Here is a 19,876-nt window from a genome sequence, read left to right as displayed (position 1 = left end):
GCGCCTAGCGATTGGCGAGCACGAAGTCGACGAAGGCCTGTTCCGCCCGGGATAGGTAGGCCCCCTCGGCCCAGGCCAGTGAGAGATCCATCCAGCTCGGCGTATCGAAGGAGACGGCTGCCAGATCGGGCTCCTCCACGACGCGTCGCAGGAAGGTGGTGATGCCGAAGCCGCGCCGCACGATGGCCTTGGTCAGCGGTATCAGGTTGGATTCGAAGGCAATATTCGCCTCGGTGCCGCAGCGCTGCGACAAGGTGTCGATGAACTCGCGATGAAAGTAGCCGTCCTGGAACAGCACCAGGGGTTCGGCGAAGAAGGCTTCCGGCGTCACACTGTAGTATTCGGCGAAGGGGTGCTCCCGCGGTACGCAGACGACCATTTCCTCCCGCGTCAGGTGACGCCTTGCCAGGTGTCGACTGGCACCGTCATCGATGACCACGCCCAGATCCAGCTCGCCACTGGCGATCATGTGCTGCAAGCGTCGCGCGCCGGCTTCCACCACGGTCAGCCGGATGCCGGGATGCTGTGCCTTGAAGCCCATCAGCAGCGGCGGGAAATAATAGGACCCGAGCATCGAGGGGATGCCGATGCGGACCTCGCCCTTGACCAGGTCGTGGAGTTCGCGCATGGCCAGGTGAGCGGTTTCGGCGCGCTCGAGCAGCTGACGGGCATGCGCGACCAGCGCCTCGCCCTCCGTGGTGAGCGCGATACGACGTTCGTGGCGATGAAACAGGGTCAGCTCGAGACGGCGCTCCAGGTTGGCGATGGATTGGCTCACCGCGGATTGCGCGATGTGCAGCTCCCTGGCGGCGGCCCCGAAACCGCCCTGGTCGACGACCGCCAGGAAGACCTGCAGGGCGCGAAGGTCGAAGGGTAGAGTCATAAGCCTTGATGATGGAAGTCATCATAATATTCTGTTTGGCTTATCATCTTAACCGGACGATCATGGCCCTCCAAGTCGGAGGTATTCATGATCGTCGTTCGCAGTCGCGCCTGGTGGCGCGCCACCTTGGCCTTGTGCCTGGGATCCTTGCTGGTCTTTCTCAATCTCTATGTCCCGCAGCCGCTGCTGCCGTTGTTGCGCGAGGCTTACGGGATTTCGACGCTGGCGGCCAGTCTGGCGATGTCGGTCTCGACGCTGGCCCTGGCCGCGTCGCTGCTGGTCTTTGGCCCCTTGTCGGATGCCATCGGACGTGCCGGCATCATGCGCCTGACGCTGATGCTTGCCGGATTGTTGTCGATCGCCCTGGCCTTTGCGCCGGGTTTCGAAACCCTGCTGATCCTGCGTGCCGTGCAAGGCTTCGTGCTGGGTGGTCTGCCGGCGGTGGCGATCGCCTGGATGGGCGATGAGTTCGACAGGCCGGCCCTGTTGTCGGCGGTCGGGCTCTATATCGGTGCCAATACCCTGGGGGGCATCGGCGGGCGCGTGATCGGTGGCTCGATGGCCGAGGTCGGTGGGGTGTCGGCCAGTTTCCTGGCGGTCGGGGCGCTGACCCTGGTCGGGGGCGCGGTGTTCTGGCGCTTGCTGCCGCCGGCACGGCGCTTCGAGCCGCGCCGCTTTCGTCTGCGCGAGGCGCGGGCCGGCCTCGCCGGGCATCTGCGCAATCCCGTGCTGCTGGGGGCCTATCTGTTGGGCGGGCTGAATTTTCTGATCTTCATCAACCAGTACAGCTACATCACCTTCCGCCTGGCGGCGCCACCCTTCGAGCTGGGAGAGCGGTGGCTCGGGCTGCTGTTTCTGACCTATCTCAGCGGTACCCTGGGCTCGACGCTGTCCGGTCGCCTCTCGCGTGCGATTTCCCAACCGACGTGCATGGCGTTCGGTATTCTGCTGCTGATGGCGGGCACGGCCCTGACGCTTTCCGATCGAGTGTTCCTGATCCTGGCGGGGCTGACCGTCAATGCCTTCGGTTTCTTTCTCGCCCATTCGATGGCTTCGAGCTGGGTAGGGCGCCATGCGCAGCGTGATCGGGGCAGCGCCTCGGCCTTGTATCTGGTGTTCTATTACACGGGGGCGAGCCTGGGCGGTTTCTGGCTGGAGCCTTTCTGGTTGCTGGGGAACTGGATGGGCGTGGTGGTCGCTTCCTGGCTGATTCTGGCCATCACCTTCGCACTCGCCTGGTGGTTACGCCGCGGCGAGCGTCGCCATCCCATGGCGAACGAGCCGGCCGGGGGCGGACGGCGGCATCAGGAGCGTGCGCTGGCTTCGGCTTCGTCGCCCCAGATCTCCTCGAGTCGATCCGAGCGTCCGCAGGCAGACTTGTAGAAACGGTAGCGCAGCGGGTTCTTGTCGTAGAAGTTCTGGTGGTAGGTCTCGGCCGGATAGAAAGCCTCGAAGTCGCTGATCTCGGTGGCCACTTGGCGATCGAAGCGCTCGGCCACCGCCTCGCGGCTGGCCTCGGCCAGTCGCCGTTGTTCGGCGTCCATCGGAAAGAGGGCACTGCGATAGGAGGGGCCTTCGTCGCAGAATTGCCGATTTTCGGCGAAAGGATCGACATTGCGCCAGAACACGTAGAGCAGGGTGTCATAGTCTACCCGGCTGGGGTCGTACTCGACCTTGACCGCCTCGGCGTGGCCGGTGCCGCCGGCGACGACCTGATCGTAACTGGGATCGGCCACGTCGCCGCCGCTGAAGCCCGAGATGGTGGATACCACGCCCTCGACCTTGTCGTAGGCTTCCTCGACGCACCAGAAACAGCCGGCCGCGAAGACGGCACTGGCGGTATCGGTGTTGTCGGCCATGGCAGGCGACGCGAAACCGGCGATCAGCAGCAGCGAGCAGCAGCGTGCGGAAAGTGGCGAGATTGGCATATGGTGGTCCTCCGGACGGCGTCTGTCGGACGATACCCGTCAAGAGCTGGCGAGCACCCTATCGATTCGATGAGTATAGGCTGTCAGGGTTCCGCAAACCTCGTAAAGGCACCACAAGGAGATTCGCTATGCTCGACCGCTGGACCATGCCGCTGACCCAGGCACCCTTGAAGTGGATGGCGAAGGGGTTGGCGCGCTTGGGTGTGCGGCCCGATCAGGTGACCCTGGTAGCCTTTCTGGTCGGCATGCTGGCCTTGCCGTTGCTGATATGGCAGGCCTACACGGCGGCGTTGGTCATGATCCTGCTCAATAGGCTGGGCGATGGGCTGGACGGTGCCCTGGCCAGATATACCGGTCGTGACAGCGATGCCGGCGGGTTTCTCGACATCGGCCTGGACTTCGTCTTCTATGCCGCCGTGGTGCTGGGGTTCGTCCTGGCCGATCCGGCCGTCAACGCCCTGGCTGGGGCATTCCTGCTGTTCTCGTTCATCGGCACCGGGACGTCCTTTCTGGCCTTCGCCATCATGGCGGCCCGCCATGGGCTGGAGAGGCCGAGCTTCCAGCGCAAGGCCTTCTATTACCTGCATGGCCTGACCGAGGGCACCGAGACGGTCTTGGCACTGGTGGCATTCTGCCTGTGGCCGGGGCAGTTTCCGATCCTGGCGACACTGTTCGCGGTGGCCTGCCTGGTCACGACCGCAACGCGTCTGTGGGGCGGGTATCGTACGCTGGCTACGTTACCGGCCGCGAAGGGCGATGCGCTTTGAAAACAGTGCCGGGGGAGGCGGAAAGGCAGGCACAAAAAAGGGAGCGACCCGTCGGCCGCTCCCGATATCGAACCATCGGCTCGGGCATGAGCACTCAGTGCTCGTGGCCGCCCTCGCCATGCACATGGCCATGTTCGATCTCTTCCTGGCTGGCTTCGCGGACTTCGGCGATCTCGACGTCGAAGTTCAGCTGCTGGCCGGCCAGCGGATGGTTTCCGTCGACGGTGACGGTGTCGCCTTCGACCTTGGTCACGGTGACCATCAGCGGTCCACCCTGGGTCTGCGCCTGGAACTGCATGCCGGGCTCCACGCTCTCGACACCCTGGAAGGCATCCCGCGGGACTTCCTGCACCAGCTGCGGCTGAACTTCGCCGTAGCCTTCTTCCGGCGTGACCTGGGCTTGAAGCTTGTCGCCAGCCGCGCGACCTTCCATTTCCTTCTCGAGGCCCGGAATGATGTTACCGGCGCCATGGAGGTAGGTCAGCGGCTCGCGACCTTCTGAGCTGTCCAGCACCTCACCTGCATCGTTGGTCAGGGTGTAGTGAAACGCGACAACCGAATTTTGCGCAATCTGCATTGATGAACCTTTGGTGAGTGCATGTAAGATGGCATGGTAACGTGGGATATCCGGCTCTGTCAGCGGCTCTGGGGATTTTTCAGGTTATCGCGTGCGTGCCTGAAGTGGATTCACGTCATGAGTCCTCGGTTGCGTGCCGTGGCGGGCGGGGATACCCTTTGTGAACCAAATTTTCCCGACGTCTTCCCGATCTTTTTGTGGAGAACCTCATGATCGTGACCTTGATCTGGGTGATCGCTTTCGCCGTGATCCTGTGGCTGTGCCTGAAACGCTGGGAGGCGTCCGTCAGCGGCGTGCTCGACAAGCTGCTGCCCGATGCCCTGCGCAGCGAGGATGATCGCTGGGTCTGGAGTCCAGCCATCGCGGTGCTGGGTGCTACCACCATCGTGCGTCCCGTGGACATGCTGATGACGCTGCTGATCATCGCTCTGCTGGCGTTGGTCGGCGGCAAGCTGGTGTGCTGGGCGATGAAGCGGATCGACTTCCACTGACGTTCGCGTCTCGACGCTGACCGAAGACGAAAAGGGCCCGCGGAGTGATCCGCGGGCCCTTTTGCGTATATCGATGCAGTGAACTGACAGGTGTCGCGAATCAGTAGGGCGCGACGCTGACGTTACGGCCGGAGCCGATCAGACGCACTTTCTGGCCCACCTGGAAGTTCTGGTCCGCTTTCTGCACCACGACGACCTGCTCGCCGTTGTTCTTGCGGATCTCGAGTTCCGTGGCATTGATCAGGTTGGAAGATTCCTCGATCTTGGTGCCGGCCACGGCACCGCCGATGGCGCCGGCTGCGGTGGCGAGCTGACGTCCGGAACCGCCGCCGATCTGGTTGCCGAGCAGGCCGCCGATGATGGCACCGCCGCCACTACCCAGCAGACCGCCGGCTCGGCTGTCGGCCTGGATCTGCACCGGGCGCATGGCGGTGATGGTGCCGATGGTGACGGTCTGGGCAGACTTGGCCTGGTTGCCGGAATAGACGTTGCCCGAGTAGGGCGAGGTGTTGGCACAGCCGGCGAGTGTCAGGGTGCTCAGGACCAGTACGGGGAGAAGACGCTTCATGTGTGACCTCCTTGCCAAAATGGTATGCGTGACAGTGGACCGATAACCTGCTGTCTGAACGCGGCAAACGATGAATGGATGCGTTTCCGAGTCTATCTCGGAGGTATGGGTTTGACCAGTGATCGGCGGAGTCGTGCGTTTTGGCGTCGGCGCCGAGCTCATGGTCGGCATCCCGGCCCGTACCTCATAAAAACACCCCCGCCGGATGGCGGGGGTGTGGTGAAGTCTGCAGCAAGGCTGCGCAAGTCGTCACTCCAGACGATGGGGTGCCGATCCCCGTCTTGTTCCGTGTTCAGGAATCGCCGGTCAACACTTCGTCCCAGGCATCGTCGAGCGAGTAGCCCGCGCGATTGTCGATGGTATCGATGACCTTGACGGCGTGTTGCAGAGATTCGCGATTTCCCTTCAGGGCCAGTACCAGTTTGGCCAGATCCTGCTTGCTGAACGTGCTGGCAATGAGGTCGGCTTGTTGGCTCAGTTCGTTGCAGTTCATGTGTAACACCTCTTGATAAGGGCCATTTGTTGCCAGGGTAACGTCTCGTGTGAGTCCGCCACCGGCGATGGCATTGTCATAATCTTGCTACTCATGCCGGGCCGGGTAAGCGCCCGGTGCTGCAGTTGCGAAATGGTCACAAGCTTGGAAAGACCATCGCCTTTGGCGCCCGGATCATCAGGAAAGCGCCGCGGTTTGTAGCCCAGAGCAGGATCGCGAATCGGGATAACGAAACTCTTGCCTGCGCTGTGATTTCAATATGGTGCAGGACAGCAAATGCCACAATGCCTCCTTGGGCGCACTTGCGGTTGTAACTCGACTACATGTCGTACAAGAACCGAGCGTTATTGTCGGTGAGTTTCATGGCAGGACCGAAAAAACGCGTGAACGCATGAACAGGAAGGCATGAAAAAGGGGAGGCGAAGGCCTCCCCGGAAAATCTCGGTGATATCTTGATCAACCGAACTGGTTCATGGTGTTGTCCTGGCCACCGGCCTTGAGAGCGGCCTCGCCGTGGAAGAATTCCTTGTGGTCGTCGCCGATATTGGAGCCGGCCATGTCCTGGTGCTTGACCGTGGCGATGCCCTCGCGAATCTCGCGGCGCTGCACGCCTGCCACATAGGCCAGCATGCCCTCGTCGCCGAAGTAGCCGCGCGCCAGGTTGTCGGTCGACAGGGCGGCGGTGTGGTAGGTCGGCAAGGTGATGAGATGGTGGAAGATGCCGGCCTCGCGGGCGCCGTCACGCTGAAAGTTCTGTGTCCACTCGTCGGCCAGGCGCCCCAGCTCGGTCTCATCGTACTCGGCGCTCATCAGGTTGGCGCGGTCGTAGGCGGAGACGTCCTTGCCCTCGGCTTCCCAGGCGTCGAACACCTGCTGGCGGAAATTCAGTGTCCAGTTGAAGGACGGCGAGTTGTTGTAGACCAGCTTGGCGTCCGGGCAGACCTCGCGGATGCGATCCACCATGCCCTTGATCTGGCCGACGTGGGGTTTCTCGGTCTCGATCCACAGCAGGTCGGCGCCATTCTGCAGGCTGGTGATGCAGTCCAACACCACCCGATCCTCGCCGGTGCCGGGCTTGAACTGGTAGAGGCCGGACGCCAGGCGCTTGACCTTGACCAGCTTGCCGCCCTGCTTGATGACCACATCGCCGTTGGTGATATCGTCTGCGGAGGCGATCTCGTCACCGTCGAGGAAGGCATTGTACTGATCGCCCAGGTCGCCGGGTTCATGGCTGACGGCGATCTTCTGGGTCAGGCCGGCGCCCAGGGAATCGGTGCGGGCGACGATCACGCCATCCTCCACGCCGAGTTCCAGGAAGGCATAGCGCACGGCATTGAGCTTGGCGATGAAGTCCTCGTGGGGCACGGTGACCTTGCCGTCCTGGTGGCCGCATTGCTTCTCGTCGGAGACCTGATTCTCGATCTGGATGCAGCAGGCGCCGGCCTCGATCATCTTCTTGGCCAGCAGATAGGTGGCCTCGGCGTTACCGAAGCCGGCATCGATATCGGCGATGATCGGCACCACATGGGTTTCGAAGTTGTCGATCCTGCCGAGCAGCTCCTTGGTTTTCAGCTCGTCACCGGCCTGTCGGGCGGCGTCGAGTTCGCGGAACAGGTGGTTGAGCTCCCAGCTGTCGGCCTGGCGCAGGAAGGTGTAGAGCTCCTCGATCAAGGCCGGCACGCTGGTCTTTTCATGCATCGACTGGTCGGGCAGCGGGCCGAACTCGGAGCGCATGGCGGCGACCATCCAGCCGGAGAGGTAGAGGTAGCGCCCCTTGGTCTCGCCGAAGTGCTTCTTGATGGAGATCATCTTCTGCTGGCCGATGAAACCGTGCCAGCAGCCCAGCGACTGGGTGTAACGGCTGGTGTCGGCGTCATAGGCGGCCATGTCGTCGCGCATGATGGCGGCGGTGTAGCGTGCGATGTCCAGGCCGGTGCGAAAGCGGTTCTGCAGGCGCAGGCGTGCGGCGTGATCGGGGTTGATGTTGTCCCATTTGCCGCGCTGGGCCTCGCGGTGCTGGGCCAGTGCCTGGCGTTCGTCGTTGAAAGCTGCCATGGGGTGATCCTCTCGTTCGAGTTCAAGGAACTGCTGCTTTGCGTCACGTCTGTGCTGCAACTGCGAAATGGAGTTCTCTTTCGTGGGGGGTGGCATGGCGGTCTTGCGTGCCTTGCTCTTCCCCTGACGAGTGCTCATGTCACGTCGCTGGACGAGGAAAACAGCGCTCAGCGAGTGTTGGTGCATTCGTCTTGTGGATCACTATGGCCCCGTATGACGGGCTTTCACCATTGGTATTTGGGAGCAGAGAGGGTTGTAGCTCGACGACAGGAACCCGTTTGAACGAGGGGTTCCTGTAGTCTTTTTTCGCGGAGGAAGGTGAGAAAGAAGGGTCAGTCGTGCAGAGATAACGTCATGTTGCGATGCGGAATTCCGGCGTCCAGGAAGGTTTCTCCATGGGCGTGGAAGCCGAGCCGTTCGTAGAAGGCGAGGGCATGGGTCTGGGCGGACAGCGCCACCGTGGCATCGCCACGACGGCGTGCCGAAGCGATGGCGGCTTCCATCAGGGCGAGGCCGACACCCCGGCCGCGAGCTTCTTCGAGCACGGCGACCCGGCCGATATGACCGTCGGGCAACAGGCGTGCGGTGCCCAGTGCCTTGCCGGCGGCGTCGAGTGCCAGGAAGTGCCGGCACTCGTCATCGCGGCCGTCCCATTCCTCGTCCTCGGGAACCTGCTGTTCTTCGATGAACACCACTCGGCGAATCTCGCCGGCAATGTCACCGAGCTCGCTCCAGTCGCCTTCGCGGATTTCCAGTGTGTGCGTCATGCGTTCATTCCTCGTCGGGATCGGTCCAGTCGAGGCTACCGGCATCCAGTAGATGGACCAGGACCCGTGGGGCCTCGGCATGCTCCAGCAGGTGGGCGTCGAGCGTCGCAGTCCCGGCCAGTTCCCGGGCCAGCCCGGTGGGGCAGTCGAGGCCATCGCCATCGACGAACAGGGTCGCGCGCTGGTCGTCCAGGGCGCGCCAGGCAAAGCGTGAACCGAGGCTGCGCTCCAGCGTCTCGCCGGCTTGTAGTGCGGCGACAAGCTCGGTTTCTTCGGTGGGTGTCTCGTTGGGCACCAGTTGGTCGACATACTTGGGCTGGGTCATGACCCGGCCGAACCATTGGGCCAGTTGGGTGGGATCGTCGAGCGTCTCGAGGATCAGGGCGCGCATGCGGGACAGCGCGGCGTCGTCGAGTTGCGCGGGATCCTCGGGGACGTCCATGCCGGCATCGGCGTAGCGATGCGAGGCGGGGAGCTGTTCGCCGATGTAGTCGGCAAAGGAGGTGATGGCTTCGTCCGCCGATGGGGCGCGGAAGCCGACCGAGAACGTCAAGCAGTCATCGGACTGGCTGACGCCGTGGTGCGCCCAGCCCGGCGGGAGATACAGCATGTCGCCGGGTTCCAGAACCCAGTCCTGACCGGGCTGCACCTCGAAGCGCTCGAGGATGCGCAGGTCGACTCCGGCGATGATCGGGGCGTCTTCCGGCACGCGTCCGCCGAGCTGCCAATGGCGTTGACCGCTGGCCTGCAGCAGGAAGACATCGTACTGATCCACGTGGGGGCCGACGCTGCCGCCGGGAGGCGCATAGCTGATCATGATGTCGTCGAGGCGCCAGCGGGGCAGGAAGTCGAAGCGTTCGAGCAGTTCGGCCACCTCGGGAACGTAGTGGTCCACCGCCTGGACCAGCAGCGTCCAGTCCCGCTCGGGCAGCCGGGCGAAGGTGGCTTCGTCGAAGGGGCCGTGACTGACCTGCCAGGGGCCTTCGGGGCCGTGTTCCTCGACCAGGCGCGCCTCGATGTTGTCCTCGCAGGCCAGCCCGGCCAGCTCGTCGGGGGAGAGCGGGCTCTCGATATCGGGAAAGGCGCCGCGGATCAGCAAGGGCTGTTGCTGCCAGTAGTCGCGCAGGAAGTCGGCGGCGGACAGGCCGCCCAGCATCGTGAGGGGGGAATCGGGTGACATAGGCTACCGGGTCGTCGAGAGGTTGAAGGCTAGCTGTAAGCTAGAAGCTGTAAGCCATAAGATAAACCCCCGCTGATAAGCGGGGGCTATATTCTTCGTTTACGGCTTGCGGCTCAAAGCTTGCGTGCCTGTTCGCTGGCGTTGCCGATGTAGGTCGCCGGCGTCAACGCCTTGAGTTCTTCCTTCACCGCGGCGGGGAGTTCCAGCGTATCGATGAAGGCGGCAAAGCCGGCCTGGTCGATGCGCTTGCCGCGGGTCAGTTCCTTGAGTTTCTCGTAGGGCTTCTCGATGCCGTAGCGGCGCATCACCGTCTGGATCGGCTCGGCCAGGACTTCCCAGCTGGCGTCCAGGTCCTCGGCCAGGCGCGCGGCGTTGGCCTCGAGCTTGCCGATGCCCTTGAGCGATGCCTGGTAGGCGATCAGCCCGTAGGCCAGGCCGATGCCCAGGTTGCGCAGTACCGTGGAATCGGTCAGGTCGCGCTGCCAGCGGGAGATCGGCAGTTTCTCCGCCAGGTGGCCGAGGATGGCGTTGGCGAGCCCCAGGTTACCTTCGGAGTTCTCGAAGTCGATGGGGTTGACCTTGTGCGGCATGGTCGAGGAGCCGATCTCGCCGGCCACGGTGCTCTGCTTGAAGTAGCCCAGCGAGATGTAACCCCAGACATCACGATCGAAGTCGATCAGTACGGTGTTGTAGCGGCACACTGCGTCGAACAGCTCGGCGATGTAGTCGTGGGGCTCGATCTGGGTAGTGTAGGGATTGAAGGTCAGGCCGAGCTCCTCGACGAAGGTGCGGGCGTTGGCCTCCCAGTCGATCTCCGGGTAGGTGGTCAGGTGAGCGTTGTAGTTGCCCACCGCACCGTTGATCTTGCCGAGGATCTCCACCGACTCGATCTGCTTCAACTGACGACGCAGGCGATAGGCGACATTGGCCATTTCCTTGCCCAGGGTGGTGGGGCTGGCCGTCTGTCCGTGGGTGCGCGAGAGCATCGGCTGCTCGGCGTGCTCGTCGGCCAGGCGCGCGATCTCGTCGGCGACCCGGTGCATCACCGGCAGCAGGGTGGCCAGGCCGTCGGTGAGCATCACGCCGTAGGAGAGGTTGTTGATGTCTTCGCTGGTGCAGGCGAAGTGCACGAACTCGGTGATGGCGTGCAGCTCCGGCGTGTCGGCGATGCACTCCTTGATGAAGTATTCGACCGCCTTGACGTCGTGGTTGGTGGTGCGCTCGATGTCCTTGATGCGTTCGGCGTCGGCCACCGAGAAGTCACGTACCAGCGTATCCAGCACCTCGGTGGCCTCGGCGGAAAGTGCTGGCACCTCGGTGATGTCGGGGTGGGCGGCGAGGCGTTGCAGCCAGCGAACCTCGACGGTGACACGGGCGCGGATCAGGCCGAATTCGCTGAAATGCTCGCGCAGGATATCGGCCTTGCTGCCGTAACGGCCATCGACGGGGGAAAGGGCGGTGAGGGCGGACAGAGGAAGAGACATGGTTCGTGTTCCGGTCGGTTACAGGGTGTCGAGAGCTTTCTTCAGGGCGCTGCGCTGGAAGAGTAGCTTCCAGCGGCGTCCGCCTTGCTGATGCCAGAGCAGGGCGAAGCGGACGCCTGCCAGCAGGCAGGCGCGCACGCGTTCCGGCATCATGCGGCTTTGCAGCAGGGAAGGATCGCCCTGGACGACAATGCGTGTCTTGAGGGTGGAAAGGGTCTGCTGATAGGCCTCGCCGAGGCTGGCGATGATGTTCTCGTGGGTCTCGCCGAAATGTTCGGCCTGCCCCTGGGCGCGCGTCAGGCGCTGCCCGAGGTCGTCCATCATGGCGTTGTTGCCACGCAGCTTGCTCATCAGCATCAGCAGCGAGAAGCCGTAACGCATGACCACCGGATTGGCCTGGCGGCGTCCGAGCATGCCCTCGAGAGTGTCGAGCCCCAGGCGCAGGTTGTTGGGATGCCCGCCGTAGATGGCCTCGAAGTTTTCGGGGTTGGTGTCCAGGGTGGCGTGGATCAGGGTGTCCCAGGCGCGCTGGTCGACCTGCCCGGTGCGGGCCAGTTCATCGACCAGGCTGGCGGCCTGGAAGACGCCGGCCAAGGCCAGGGCCTGGCGCCCGACCGGTGTGTCGGGAGCCGGGTGGATGGGCGTGGATGCGCTCATGCGGCTGCCTCCGTGGCATTCCAGGTAGCACGGATCACACCGCCGCCGAGGCAGATGTCCCCGTCATAGAGCACCAGCGACTGGCCGGGGGTCACGGCGCGCTGCGGATCGTCGAAATGCACCTCGACGCCATCATCCTCGGCGACTCGCATGGTGCAGGGCACGTCGTCCTGGCGATAGCGGGTCTTGGCATGATAGCGCCCTTCACGCGCGGGAGGCGTGCCGGCCACCCAGTCCATGGCCTCGGTAGCCAGGCTGTCGGTGTAGAGCAGGGGATGATGCTTGCCCTGCACCACGGTGAGCACATTGCGCTCGAGATCCTTGCCGGCCACGTACCAGGGCGCGTCGGAGTAGTTGGCCAGCCCGCCGATGCCCAGGCCCTGACGTTGCCCGAGGGTGTAGTACATCAACCCCATGTGCTCGCCGATGACGTCGCCGTCCGGCGTGGCGATGGTGCCCGGCTGGGCGGGCAGGTACTGGCGCAGGAAATCGCGGAAACGGCGCTCGCCGATGAAGCAGATGCCGGTGGAATCCTTCTTGCGCGCCGTTGCCAGGCCGTGGCGCTCGGCGATGTCGCGGACCTCGCTCTTTTCCAGCTCGCCCACCGGGAAAAGGCTGCGGGCGATGGCGGCTTCGGGCACGGCATGCAGGAAATAGCTCTGGTCCTTGTTGGCGTCGAGCCCCTTGAGCAGGCGTGCATGGCCGTCGCGCTCGGCACGGCGCACATAATGACCGGTGGCGATCCAATCGGCGCCGAGCATTTCGGCGTACTCGAGGAAGACCTTGAACTTGATTTCGCGGTTGCAGAGGATGTCCGGGTTCGGAGTGCGCCCGGCCTGGTACTCGGCGAGGAAATGCTCGAAGACGTTGTCCCAGTACTCGGCGGCGAAGTTGGCGGTATGCAGATGGATGCCGAGCTTGGCGCACACGGCCTCGGCATCCGCCAGGTCTTCCTTGGCGGTGCAGTATTCGGTGCCGTCGTCCTCGTCCCAGTTCTTCATGAACAGACCCTCGACATCGAAGCCCTGTTCGAGCAGTAACTGGGCGGATACGGAGGAGTCGACACCGCCGGACATGCCGACGATGACCTTGCCGTTGCTGGCTGACATGGCGCTCTCGGATTGAATGGGTCTCAAATGGGGAGGAATTATACCTGATTCGAGCTCGAAGCTCGAAGACCGGCGCTTGACGCCAGGGGAAGATCGCGGCTGACGCCGCTGGAAGAGATAAGAACGGCGCCTTGGCGCCTTTAAGAGGGAAGAAAACCGTTGACGCCTTAAATCTCGGGCTAGCCTGTCTTCCCTCTTCAACGCTCGTGAATCGTGTCCATGGGGTAGAAGCGTTCAGCGATGGCATCGCGGATGCGCCGCATGACCAGTGGGCTGCGCATGCGGTCCTCGCGTTCCAGGGTTTCCAGTTCGTCCAGCGACAGCCAGTGTACCGCGCGGATCGCCGGGTCGAGCTCGTTGCCGAGATGGGCGAGGGCCATGCCGTGGAAACCGTGGCTGTGGAAGGTCTTGCCGTCGGGCGCCTGGTAGATGTAAAGCCCCAGGTAGTCGGTGATGCCTACCTGCCAGGCGGTTTCCTCGCGCAGTTCGCGCAGGGCGCCATCGCGGATGCGCTCGCCGGGCTCGAGGTGGCCGGCGGGCTGGTTGAAGAGGGTATGCGGGCCGCCGCGGTCTTCTTCGACCATCAGGTAGCAGCCGGCGCGCTCCACCACGGTGGCTACGCTGACGATGGGATGCCAACGGCTCATGGGCGTCTCCTCGTGGATGAGCGGCGAGGCTTGCGACGTGGCGCGTTGAGCGTCTCGCAGCGCCACTGTCCCGGTGCCAGGCCGTCGAGCGTCCAGGGGCCGATGGCCGTGCGCACCAGCCGCAGTGTTGGATGTCCGACATGGGCGGTCATGCGGCGTACCTGGCGATTGCGTCCTTCGGTGATGATGAGCTCCAGCCATTGGGTGACGGGGTGGCGACGCGGGTCCACCGGTGGCTGGCGGTCGGGCAGTGAGACGCTTTCCAGCCGGCGAACCCGGGCAGGGCGGGTGCGTCCGTCCTTCAGTTCGACGCCGTCGCGCAGTGCTGCCAGGGCATCGTCGTTCGGCTGCCCTTCGACCTGGACCCAGTAGGTCTTGGGCTGCTTGTGTTTCGGGTGGCTGATGCGGTGAATCAGCTCGCCATCGTCGGATAACAGTAACAGGCCCTCGGAGTCGTGATCGAGCCGGCCGGCCGGATAGATGCCGGGCACGTCGATGTGCTCGGCCAGCGTCGCGCGCCCTTCGCTGTCAGTGAATTGCGAAAGCGTGCGGTAGGGCTTGTGGAAGAGATATAAGCGGCTCATGAGGCTATCTTACCGATCACTGTGTCGGGATGGCAGGGATCGTCTCCGATCCGGGTTCATGCGTTGGCGACGGCGGGCTGATATACTGCGCCTCGCTTGCCGGAGCGCCTTCGTTTCTTTTCTGGATCTGGCGTGATCAGCCCCGAGGGATGGCCGATGCCTCGTTGCGACTGTTGTGCCGGGCTGTTCTCACCCATGGTCCCTGTCTTCCAGACATCGCGAGCGAGCGCTACCGATCCCGTTTCATGCACCGCAGTGTTCAGAGAGATCTACGCCAACATGTCAAAAACGCCGAAGATTATCTATACGCTTACCGACGAAGCGCCGGCCCTGGCGACCCGTTCCCTGCTGCCGATCATCGACGCTTACACCGACTCGGCCGGCATCACCGTCGAGACTCGTGATATCTCCCTGGCCGGGCGTATCATCTCGCAATTCCCCGATCGCCTCTCCGACGCGCAGCAACTCGGCGATCACCTGGCCGAACTGGGCGAGCTGGCCAAGACGCCGGAAGCCAACATCATCAAGCTGCCCAACATCAGCGCCTCCATGCCGCAGCTCAAGGCGGCCATCAAGGAGCTGCAGGGCCAGGGGTACCCGCTGCCGGATTATCCCGACGAGCCGAGCGACGATGCCGAGCGTGACATCAAGGCACGCTACGATCGCGTCAAGGGCAGCGCGGTCAACCCGGTGCTGCGTGAAGGCAACAGCGACCGTCGCGCGCCGGGCTCGGTCAAGAACTATGCCCGCAAGTATCCGCACCGCATGGGCGAGTGGCAGGCCGACTCGCGCTCCCACGTCGCTCACATGAGCGAGGGCGACTTCTACGGCAGCGAGAAATCCGCCCGGATCGCCGCCGACGGCGAGGTGAAGATCGAGCTGATCGGACAGGACGGCAGCGTCACCCTGCTCAAGGAGCGTACACCGGTCCTGGCGGGCGAGGTCGTCGACGGCGCGGTGATGAGCCGCAAGGCGCTGAGTGCCTTCGTCGCCGAGCAGATCGACGATGCCAAGCAGCAGGACGTGTTGTTCTCCCTGCATCTCAAGGCGACCATGATGAAGGTCTCCGACCCGATCATGTTCGGCATGGTGGTCAGCGAGTTCTATCGTGACGTGCTGGAAAAGCATGCCGAGGCCCTGGAGGAAGTCGGCTTCGATCCCAACAACGGCATCGGCGACCTCTACGCCACGATCGCCAAGCTGCCCGAGGCCAAGCGGGCCGAGATCGAGGGTGACATCGAGGCGCTCTATGAACAGCGGCCGCGTCTGGCCATGGTCGATTCCTACAAGGGCATCACCAACCTGCATGTGCCCAGCGACGTGATCATCGATGCTTCCATGCCGGCGATGATCCGGGATTCCGGCAAGATGTGGGGCGCCGATGACGCGCTGCATGATGCCAAGGCGGTGATTCCCGACCGTTGCTATGCGGGTATCTACCAGGCCGTCATCGACGACTGCAAGCAGCACGGCGCCTTCGATCCGACCACCATGGGCAGCGTGTCCAACGTCGGTCTGATGGCCCAGAAGGCCGAGGAGTACGGCTCCCACGACAAGACCTTCCAGATTCCTGCCGACGGTACCGTGCGTGTCACCGATGCGGCCGGGGAGGTGCTGTTCGAGCATGAGGTCGAGCAGAGCGACATCTGGCGCATGTGCCAGACCAAGGACGCCCCGATCAAGGATTGGGTCAAGCTGGCCGTGAGCCGTGCCCGCGAGAGCGACACGCCGGCGGTGTTCTGGCTCGATGCCCAGCGCGCCCACGACGCTCAATTGATCGAGAAGGTCGAGACCTATCTCCAGGAGCACGATACCAGCGGTCTGGACATTCGCATCATGGCGCCCATGGAGGCGATGCAGTTCTCTCTCGAGCGCATCCGCAAGGGCGAGGACACCATCTCGGTGACCGGCAACGTGCTGCGTGACTACCTGACCGACCTGTTCCCGATCATGGAGCTGGGCACCAGTGCCAAGATGCTCTCCATCGTGCCGCTGATGAACGGTGGCGGCCTGTTCGAGACCGGTGCCGGCGGCAGCGCGCCCAAGCACGTCCAGCAGCTCCTCGAGGAGAATCACCTGCGCTGGGATTCCCTGGGCGAGTTCCTGGCGCTGGCCGCTTCCCTGGAGCATCTGGGCAAGACCTTCGACAACGCGCGTGCCAGGGTGATGGCCAAGGCGCTGGACGAAGCCAACGGCGAGTTCCTCGACAGCAACAAGTCGCCTTCGCGCAAGGTGGGTGAGCTGGACAACCGCGGCAGCCACTTCTATCTGGCCATGTACTGGGCCGAGGCGCTGGCCGCCCAGGACGAGGACGCCGAGCTCAAGGCGCTGTTCGGCAAGCTCGCCGCGGAACTGCGAGCCAAGGAAGCGGTCATCGTCGAAGAGCTCAACGGCGTGCAGGGGCAGTCGGTGGATATCGGCGGCTACTATCATGTCGACGGTGAGCTGGCGGATGCCGTCATGCGTCCCAGCCGGACCCTCAATGCTGCCCTGGAGTTGGTGGCCAAGCGCTAAGGAAACGCTGCTGAAATGCCTGCGCGTGCAAATTGCTGTGTTGCGCGGTGCGCGAAAGCTCGCCTAACGACATGTTATGTCTCGCTTTCTGTGCTCCGGGCGCCTTGCGCTTTACTACGCTCGGCTATTTGTTCAGCATTTCCCTGAGCGCTTCCCTGATCAGCGTGAACTGACGTGTTCCGGCCCCGTCTTGGTTCAAGGACGGGGTCGTTGCATTGAGGGGCGCACGAGGCGGTAGCAGGATGAAACCATGGTGAACCTGCGTGCATCGTCGACGTCCAATATTCGTCGAAAGGCGTCGACGGTGGCTTGTCGAGAAGCGAAGTGGTGCTTATGTTCAGAAAAGAGGAGAAAGTGATGGCGGACCGCCTCGCTCCGTACCGGGCCGGGATGACACGCCCCCCGGAGCCCGACGAGGAGGGCGACGGTGATGTGGCCGTGCAGTCGTCCGAGCCGGAGCTGGCGCATCCACCGATGTACAAGGTGGTCTTGCATAATGACGACTTCACCCCAATGGAGTTCGTTGTAGAGGTGCTGCAGACCTTTTTCCACATGGATAGCGAAACGGCCGTGCAGATAATGCTGGCGGTCCATACCCAGGGCAAGGCCACTTGTGGCATCTTTACCCGGGATATCGCGGAAACCAAAAGCCACCAAGTCAATCAATATGCACGAGAGTGCCAGCATCCGTTGCTGTGCGATATCGAAGCGACGGACGATTGAGCATCGGCATGGTCCAAGGGGAAGGTGGCGAAACAACGTTGGAGATGTCACTTGCAACGTTGCCGTTTGTACCCGATGTTGATGATGCCGGACCGAGAAAGATCCGACGCAAGCCCTAAGCGGCGAGAAGGGGACTGCCATGCTGAGCAAAGAACTTGAACTGACCCTCAACACGGCCTTTACCGTAGCGCGCTCCAAGCGTCACGAGTTCATGACCGTGGAGCACCTGCTGCTGGCTCTGCTGGATAACGCCTCCGCGGCGGATGTGCTCAAGGCCTGCGGGGCCAATATCGACAAGTTGCGGTCCGACCTGCAGGATTTCATCAATTCCACTACGCCGCTGATTCCCGAGGACCAGGGGGATCGCGAGACGCAGCCGACGCTTGGTTTCCAGCGCGTGCTGCAGCGTGCCGTCTTCCATGTGCAGTCCTCCGGCAAGAGCGAGGTCACCGGCGCCAATGTGCTGGTAGCGATCTTCTCCGAGCAGGAAAGCCAGGCGGTCTATTTCCTCAAGCAGCAGAATGTGGCCCGGGTGGATGCCGTCAACTACATCGCCCATGGCATTTCCAAGGTCTCCGGTCACGACGAGAACGCTTCTTCCTCGCCGTCGCCGGATGCCGAGGAAGCCGAGGAGGCGGGCAGCGAGACGAGCGGCAACCCGTTGACCGGCTATGCCACTAACCTCAACGAGCAGGCGCGCATCGGCAAGATCGATCCTCTGATCGGTCGCGATCACGAGCTCGAGCGGGTCGTGCAGATCCTGGCGCGCCGGCGCAAGAACAATCCCCTGCTGGTGGGCGAGGCCGGTGTCGGCAAGACCGCCATCGCCGAGGGCCTGGCCAAGCGCATCGTCGAGGAGGACGTGCCCGACGTGATCGCCGATGCCGTGGTCTATGCCCTGGACATGGGTGCGCTGCTCGCCGGCACCAAGTATCGGGGCGACTTCGAGAAGCGTCTCAAGGGGCTGCTGGCCGAGCTGCGCAAGCAACCCAACTCCATCCTGTTCATCGACGAGATCCATACGGTGATCGGTGCCGGTGCGGCTTCCGGAGGCGTGATGGATGCCTCCAACCTGCTCAAGCCGCTGCTCTCCTCGGGCGAGCTGCGCTGCATCGGTTCCACCACCTTCCAGGAGTTCCGGGGCATCTTCGAGAAGGATCGGGCGCTGGCGCGTCGTTTCCAGAAGGTCGATGTCATGGCGCCCTCGGTGGACGATACCGTGCGTATCCTCAAGGGGCTGCGTTCGCGTTTCGAGGAGCATCACCAGCTCAAGTACACCGACGAGGCCCTCGAGACGGCCGCACGGCTGGCGGATCGTTACATCAATGATCGCTTCCTGCCGGACAAGGCCATCGATGTCATCGACGAGGCGGGGGCGCATCAGCGCCTGTTGCCGCCGGAAGTGCGGGTCGATTGCATCGACGTGGATCAGGTCGAGGCGGTGGTGGCTTCCATTGCCCGGATTCCGCCGAAGAGCGTGTCCAGCTCGGATCGCAAGCTGCTCGAGAACCTCGATCGCGATCTCAAGATGCTGGTGTTCGGCCAGGACGAGGCCATCGACAGCCTGTCCGCGGCGATCAAGCTGTCCCGTGCCGGGCTCAAGTCGCCGGACAAGCCGGTGGGCAGCTTCCTGTTCGCCGGGCCGACCGGTGTCGGCAAGACCGAAGTGGCGCGCCAGCTGGCGCACATCATGGGCATCGATCTGGTGCGCTTCGACATGTCCGAGTACATGGAGCGCCACACGGTGTCGCGACTGATCGGTGCGCCGCCGGGATATGTCGGCTATGACCAGGGCGGTCTGTTGACCGAGGCGATCACCAAGCAGCCGCATTGCGTGCTGCTGCTCGACGAGATCGAGAAGGCGCATCCTGAGGTCTTCAACCTGCTGCTGCAGGTCATGGATCACGGCAAGCTGACCGACAACAACGGGCGCGAGGCGGATTTCCGTCACGTGATCCTGATCATGACCTCCAACGCCGGCGTCGAACTGACCACGCGTCGTTCCATCGGTTTCCAGGTGCAGGACCATTCCACCGATGCCATGGAAGAGATCCGCAAGACCTTCACGCCGGAATTCCGCAACCGCCTGGACGGGATCATCCAGTTCCATTCGCTGCCCACCGAGGTGGTGCGCAACGTGGTGGACAAGTTCCTGGTCGAGCTTCAGGCCCAGCTGGACGAGAAGCGCGTGCAGCTCGAAGTGGACGAGGCGGCTCGCGACTGGCTGGCGGTGCGCGGCTACGACCCGGATATGGGGGCGCGTCCGATGGCTCGCCTGATCCAGGATAAGCTCAAGAAGCCGCTGGCTGAGCAGATCCTGTTCGGGGAACTGGCCGAGCACGGCGGTGTGGTGCATGTCAGCGTCGAGGACGACGAACTGCACCTGGCCTCGGAATCAGAGTTGGCCGACGCGCCCTGAGGCGGCGCGTCAACCGTTCCCGTGAACCCA

General features: G+C 63.4%; 19 protein-coding genes. 6 read left to right on the top strand and 13 right to left on the bottom strand.

Annotated elements, in window-relative coordinates; all coding sequences use genetic code 11:
* Nucleotides 1-4: 4 nt before the first annotated feature.
* Nucleotides 5-883 carry a LysR family transcriptional regulator gene (locus HELO_RS11475; protein ID WP_013332834.1) on the bottom strand — a complete coding sequence of 293 codons (879 nt, stop codon included), beginning with the start codon at nucleotides 881-883 and terminating at the stop codon, nucleotides 5-7.
* An 87-nt stretch (nucleotides 884-970) separates the two neighbouring features.
* On the opposite strand from HELO_RS11475, the gene HELO_RS11470 reads away from it, so the two are divergent.
* Nucleotides 971-2,266 carry an MFS transporter gene (locus HELO_RS11470; RefSeq protein WP_013332833.1) on the top strand — a complete coding sequence of 432 codons (1,296 nt, stop codon included), beginning with the start codon at nucleotides 971-973 and terminating at the stop codon, nucleotides 2,264-2,266.
* Here HELO_RS11470 and msrA read toward each other — a convergent pair.
* On the bottom strand, nucleotides 2,188-2,811 hold the full coding sequence (msrA, locus tag HELO_RS11465; protein WP_013332832.1) for a peptide-methionine (S)-S-oxide reductase MsrA: 624 nt from the start codon (nucleotides 2,809-2,811) through the stop codon (nucleotides 2,188-2,190). The genes HELO_RS11470 and msrA overlap by 79 nt on opposite strands.
* Before the next feature lie 128 nt (nucleotides 2,812-2,939).
* Between msrA and HELO_RS11460 the strand changes: the two genes are divergently transcribed.
* Nucleotides 2,940-3,578 carry a CDP-alcohol phosphatidyltransferase family protein gene (locus HELO_RS11460; RefSeq protein WP_013332831.1) on the top strand — a complete coding sequence of 213 codons (639 nt, stop codon included), beginning with the start codon at nucleotides 2,940-2,942 and terminating at the stop codon, nucleotides 3,576-3,578.
* 94 nt (nucleotides 3,579-3,672) lie between these two features.
* Here the strand turns inward: HELO_RS11460 and HELO_RS11455 are convergent, their stop codons facing one another.
* Entirely contained in the window at nucleotides 3,673-4,155 is a 483-nt protein-coding gene (locus HELO_RS11455; protein WP_013332830.1) for an FKBP-type peptidyl-prolyl cis-trans isomerase, read from the bottom strand.
* A 209-nt stretch (nucleotides 4,156-4,364) separates the two neighbouring features.
* On the opposite strand from HELO_RS11455, the gene HELO_RS11450 reads away from it, so the two are divergent.
* Nucleotides 4,365-4,646 (top strand): hypothetical protein, encoded by a 282-nt coding sequence (locus tag HELO_RS11450; RefSeq protein WP_013332829.1) that lies wholly within the window; start codon nucleotides 4,365-4,367, stop codon nucleotides 4,644-4,646.
* Between the two features lie 100 nt (nucleotides 4,647-4,746).
* Here HELO_RS11450 and HELO_RS11445 read toward each other — a convergent pair whose 3' ends face one another.
* The 10 genes from HELO_RS11445 to HELO_RS11400 all read right to left on the bottom strand — a co-directional run bounded on the left by HELO_RS11445 (nucleotide 4,747) and on the right by HELO_RS11400 (nucleotide 14,190).
* On the bottom strand, nucleotides 4,747-5,214 hold the full coding sequence (locus HELO_RS11445; RefSeq protein ID WP_013332828.1) for an outer membrane lipoprotein: 468 nt from the start codon (nucleotides 5,212-5,214) through the stop codon (nucleotides 4,747-4,749).
* A gap of 292 nt (nucleotides 5,215-5,506) precedes the next feature.
* Nucleotides 5,507-5,707 carry a hypothetical protein gene (locus tag HELO_RS11440; RefSeq protein ID WP_013332827.1) on the bottom strand — a complete coding sequence of 67 codons (201 nt, stop codon included), beginning with the start codon at nucleotides 5,705-5,707 and terminating at the stop codon, nucleotides 5,507-5,509.
* A gap of 456 nt (nucleotides 5,708-6,163) precedes the next feature.
* Complete coding sequence (locus tag HELO_RS11435) at nucleotides 6,164-7,762, bottom strand: isocitrate lyase (protein ID WP_013332826.1); 1,599 nt, start codon at nucleotides 7,760-7,762, stop codon at nucleotides 6,164-6,166.
* A 332-nt stretch (nucleotides 7,763-8,094) separates the two neighbouring features.
* Nucleotides 8,095-8,529: a GNAT family N-acetyltransferase gene (locus HELO_RS11430; RefSeq protein WP_013332825.1), complete on the bottom strand. Its 435-nt coding sequence runs from the start codon at nucleotides 8,527-8,529 to the stop codon at nucleotides 8,095-8,097.
* A 4-nt stretch (nucleotides 8,530-8,533) separates the two neighbouring features.
* Nucleotides 8,534-9,709 (bottom strand): cupin domain-containing protein, encoded by a 1,176-nt coding sequence (locus tag HELO_RS11425; RefSeq protein WP_041602105.1) that lies wholly within the window; start codon nucleotides 9,707-9,709, stop codon nucleotides 8,534-8,536.
* A gap of 113 nt (nucleotides 9,710-9,822) precedes the next feature.
* Nucleotides 9,823-11,193, bottom strand: coding sequence for an adenylosuccinate lyase (purB, locus tag HELO_RS11420; protein WP_013332823.1), 1,371 nt, complete (start codon nucleotides 11,191-11,193; stop codon nucleotides 9,823-9,825).
* 18 nt (nucleotides 11,194-11,211) lie between these two features.
* Nucleotides 11,212-11,850, bottom strand: coding sequence for a high frequency lysogenization protein HflD (hflD, locus tag HELO_RS11415; protein ID WP_013332822.1), 639 nt, complete (start codon nucleotides 11,848-11,850; stop codon nucleotides 11,212-11,214).
* Entirely contained in the window at nucleotides 11,847-12,959 is a 1,113-nt protein-coding gene (gene mnmA / locus HELO_RS11410) for a tRNA 2-thiouridine(34) synthase MnmA (RefSeq protein WP_013332821.1), read from the bottom strand. Before mnmA ends, hflD begins: the two co-directional genes overlap by 4 nt.
* 197 nt (nucleotides 12,960-13,156) lie before the next feature.
* Nucleotides 13,157-13,606 carry an NUDIX domain-containing protein gene (locus HELO_RS11405; RefSeq protein WP_041602104.1) on the bottom strand — a complete coding sequence of 150 codons (450 nt, stop codon included), beginning with the start codon at nucleotides 13,604-13,606 and terminating at the stop codon, nucleotides 13,157-13,159.
* Nucleotides 13,603-14,190 (bottom strand): pseudouridine synthase, encoded by a 588-nt coding sequence (locus HELO_RS11400; RefSeq protein WP_109637466.1) that lies wholly within the window; start codon nucleotides 14,188-14,190, stop codon nucleotides 13,603-13,605. Before HELO_RS11400 ends, HELO_RS11405 begins: the two co-directional genes overlap by 4 nt.
* A gap of 279 nt (nucleotides 14,191-14,469) precedes the next feature.
* Between HELO_RS11400 and HELO_RS11395 the strand changes: the two genes are divergently transcribed.
* The 3 genes from HELO_RS11395 to clpA all read left to right on the top strand — a co-directional run bounded on the left by HELO_RS11395 (nucleotide 14,470) and on the right by clpA (nucleotide 19,846).
* Nucleotides 14,470-16,704, top strand: coding sequence for an NADP-dependent isocitrate dehydrogenase (locus HELO_RS11395; protein ID WP_013332819.1), 2,235 nt, complete (start codon nucleotides 14,470-14,472; stop codon nucleotides 16,702-16,704).
* 357 nt (nucleotides 16,705-17,061) lie between these two features.
* Nucleotides 17,062-17,427, top strand: coding sequence for an ATP-dependent Clp protease adapter ClpS (gene clpS / locus HELO_RS11390; RefSeq protein WP_013332818.1), 366 nt, complete (start codon nucleotides 17,062-17,064; stop codon nucleotides 17,425-17,427).
* Between the two features lie 139 nt (nucleotides 17,428-17,566).
* Nucleotides 17,567-19,846 (top strand): ATP-dependent Clp protease ATP-binding subunit ClpA, encoded by a 2,280-nt coding sequence (clpA, locus tag HELO_RS11385; protein WP_013332817.1) that lies wholly within the window; start codon nucleotides 17,567-17,569, stop codon nucleotides 19,844-19,846.
* The last annotated feature ends 30 nt before the right edge of the window (nucleotides 19,847-19,876 follow it).

Source organism: Halomonas elongata DSM 2581 (assembly GCF_000196875.2).
GTDB lineage: Bacteria > Pseudomonadota > Gammaproteobacteria > Pseudomonadales > Halomonadaceae > Halomonas > Halomonas elongata.
Note: the sequence above shows the minus strand (reverse complement) of the source record. Positions and strands in the feature narration are given on the sequence as shown.

What these genes read in the sequence shown, in the direction of transcription:
- HELO_RS11475 (WP_013332834.1), bottom strand. Translation starts at nt 883, where the DNA reads ATGACTCTACCCTTCGACCTTCGCGCCCTGCAGGTCTTCCTGGCGGTC.
- HELO_RS11470 (WP_013332833.1), top strand. Translation starts at nt 971, where the DNA reads ATGATCGTCGTTCGCAGTCGCGCCTGGTGGCGCGCCACCTTGGCCTTG.
- msrA (WP_013332832.1), bottom strand. Translation starts at nt 2,811, where the DNA reads ATGCCAATCTCGCCACTTTCCGCACGCTGCTGCTCGCTGCTGCTGATC.
- HELO_RS11460 (WP_013332831.1), top strand. Translation starts at nt 2,940, where the DNA reads ATGCTCGACCGCTGGACCATGCCGCTGACCCAGGCACCCTTGAAGTGG.
- HELO_RS11455 (WP_013332830.1), bottom strand. Translation starts at nt 4,155, where the DNA reads ATGCAGATTGCGCAAAATTCGGTTGTCGCGTTTCACTACACCCTGACC.
- HELO_RS11450 (WP_013332829.1), top strand. Translation starts at nt 4,365, where the DNA reads ATGATCGTGACCTTGATCTGGGTGATCGCTTTCGCCGTGATCCTGTGG.
- HELO_RS11445 (WP_013332828.1), bottom strand. Translation starts at nt 5,214, where the DNA reads ATGAAGCGTCTTCTCCCCGTACTGGTCCTGAGCACCCTGACACTCGCC.
- HELO_RS11440 (WP_013332827.1), bottom strand. Translation starts at nt 5,707, where the DNA reads ATGAACTGCAACGAACTGAGCCAACAAGCCGACCTCATTGCCAGCACG.
- HELO_RS11435 (WP_013332826.1), bottom strand. Translation starts at nt 7,762, where the DNA reads ATGGCAGCTTTCAACGACGAACGCCAGGCACTGGCCCAGCACCGCGAG.
- HELO_RS11430 (WP_013332825.1), bottom strand. Translation starts at nt 8,529, where the DNA reads ATGACGCACACACTGGAAATCCGCGAAGGCGACTGGAGCGAGCTCGGT.
- HELO_RS11425 (WP_041602105.1), bottom strand. Translation starts at nt 9,709, where the DNA reads ATGTCACCCGATTCCCCCCTCACGATGCTGGGCGGCCTGTCCGCCGCC.
- purB (WP_013332823.1), bottom strand. Translation starts at nt 11,193, where the DNA reads ATGTCTCTTCCTCTGTCCGCCCTCACCGCCCTTTCCCCCGTCGATGGC.
- hflD (WP_013332822.1), bottom strand. Translation starts at nt 11,850, where the DNA reads ATGAGCGCATCCACGCCCATCCACCCGGCTCCCGACACACCGGTCGGG.
- mnmA (WP_013332821.1), bottom strand. Translation starts at nt 12,959, where the DNA reads ATGTCAGCCAGCAACGGCAAGGTCATCGTCGGCATGTCCGGCGGTGTC.
- HELO_RS11405 (WP_041602104.1), bottom strand. Translation starts at nt 13,606, where the DNA reads ATGAGCCGTTGGCATCCCATCGTCAGCGTAGCCACCGTGGTGGAGCGC.
- HELO_RS11400 (WP_109637466.1), bottom strand. Translation starts at nt 14,190, where the DNA reads ATGAGCCGCTTATATCTCTTCCACAAGCCCTACCGCACGCTTTCGCAA.
- HELO_RS11395 (WP_013332819.1), top strand. Translation starts at nt 14,470, where the DNA reads ATGTCAAAAACGCCGAAGATTATCTATACGCTTACCGACGAAGCGCCG.
- clpS (WP_013332818.1), top strand. Translation starts at nt 17,062, where the DNA reads ATGGCGGACCGCCTCGCTCCGTACCGGGCCGGGATGACACGCCCCCCG.
- clpA (WP_013332817.1), top strand. Translation starts at nt 17,567, where the DNA reads ATGCTGAGCAAAGAACTTGAACTGACCCTCAACACGGCCTTTACCGTA.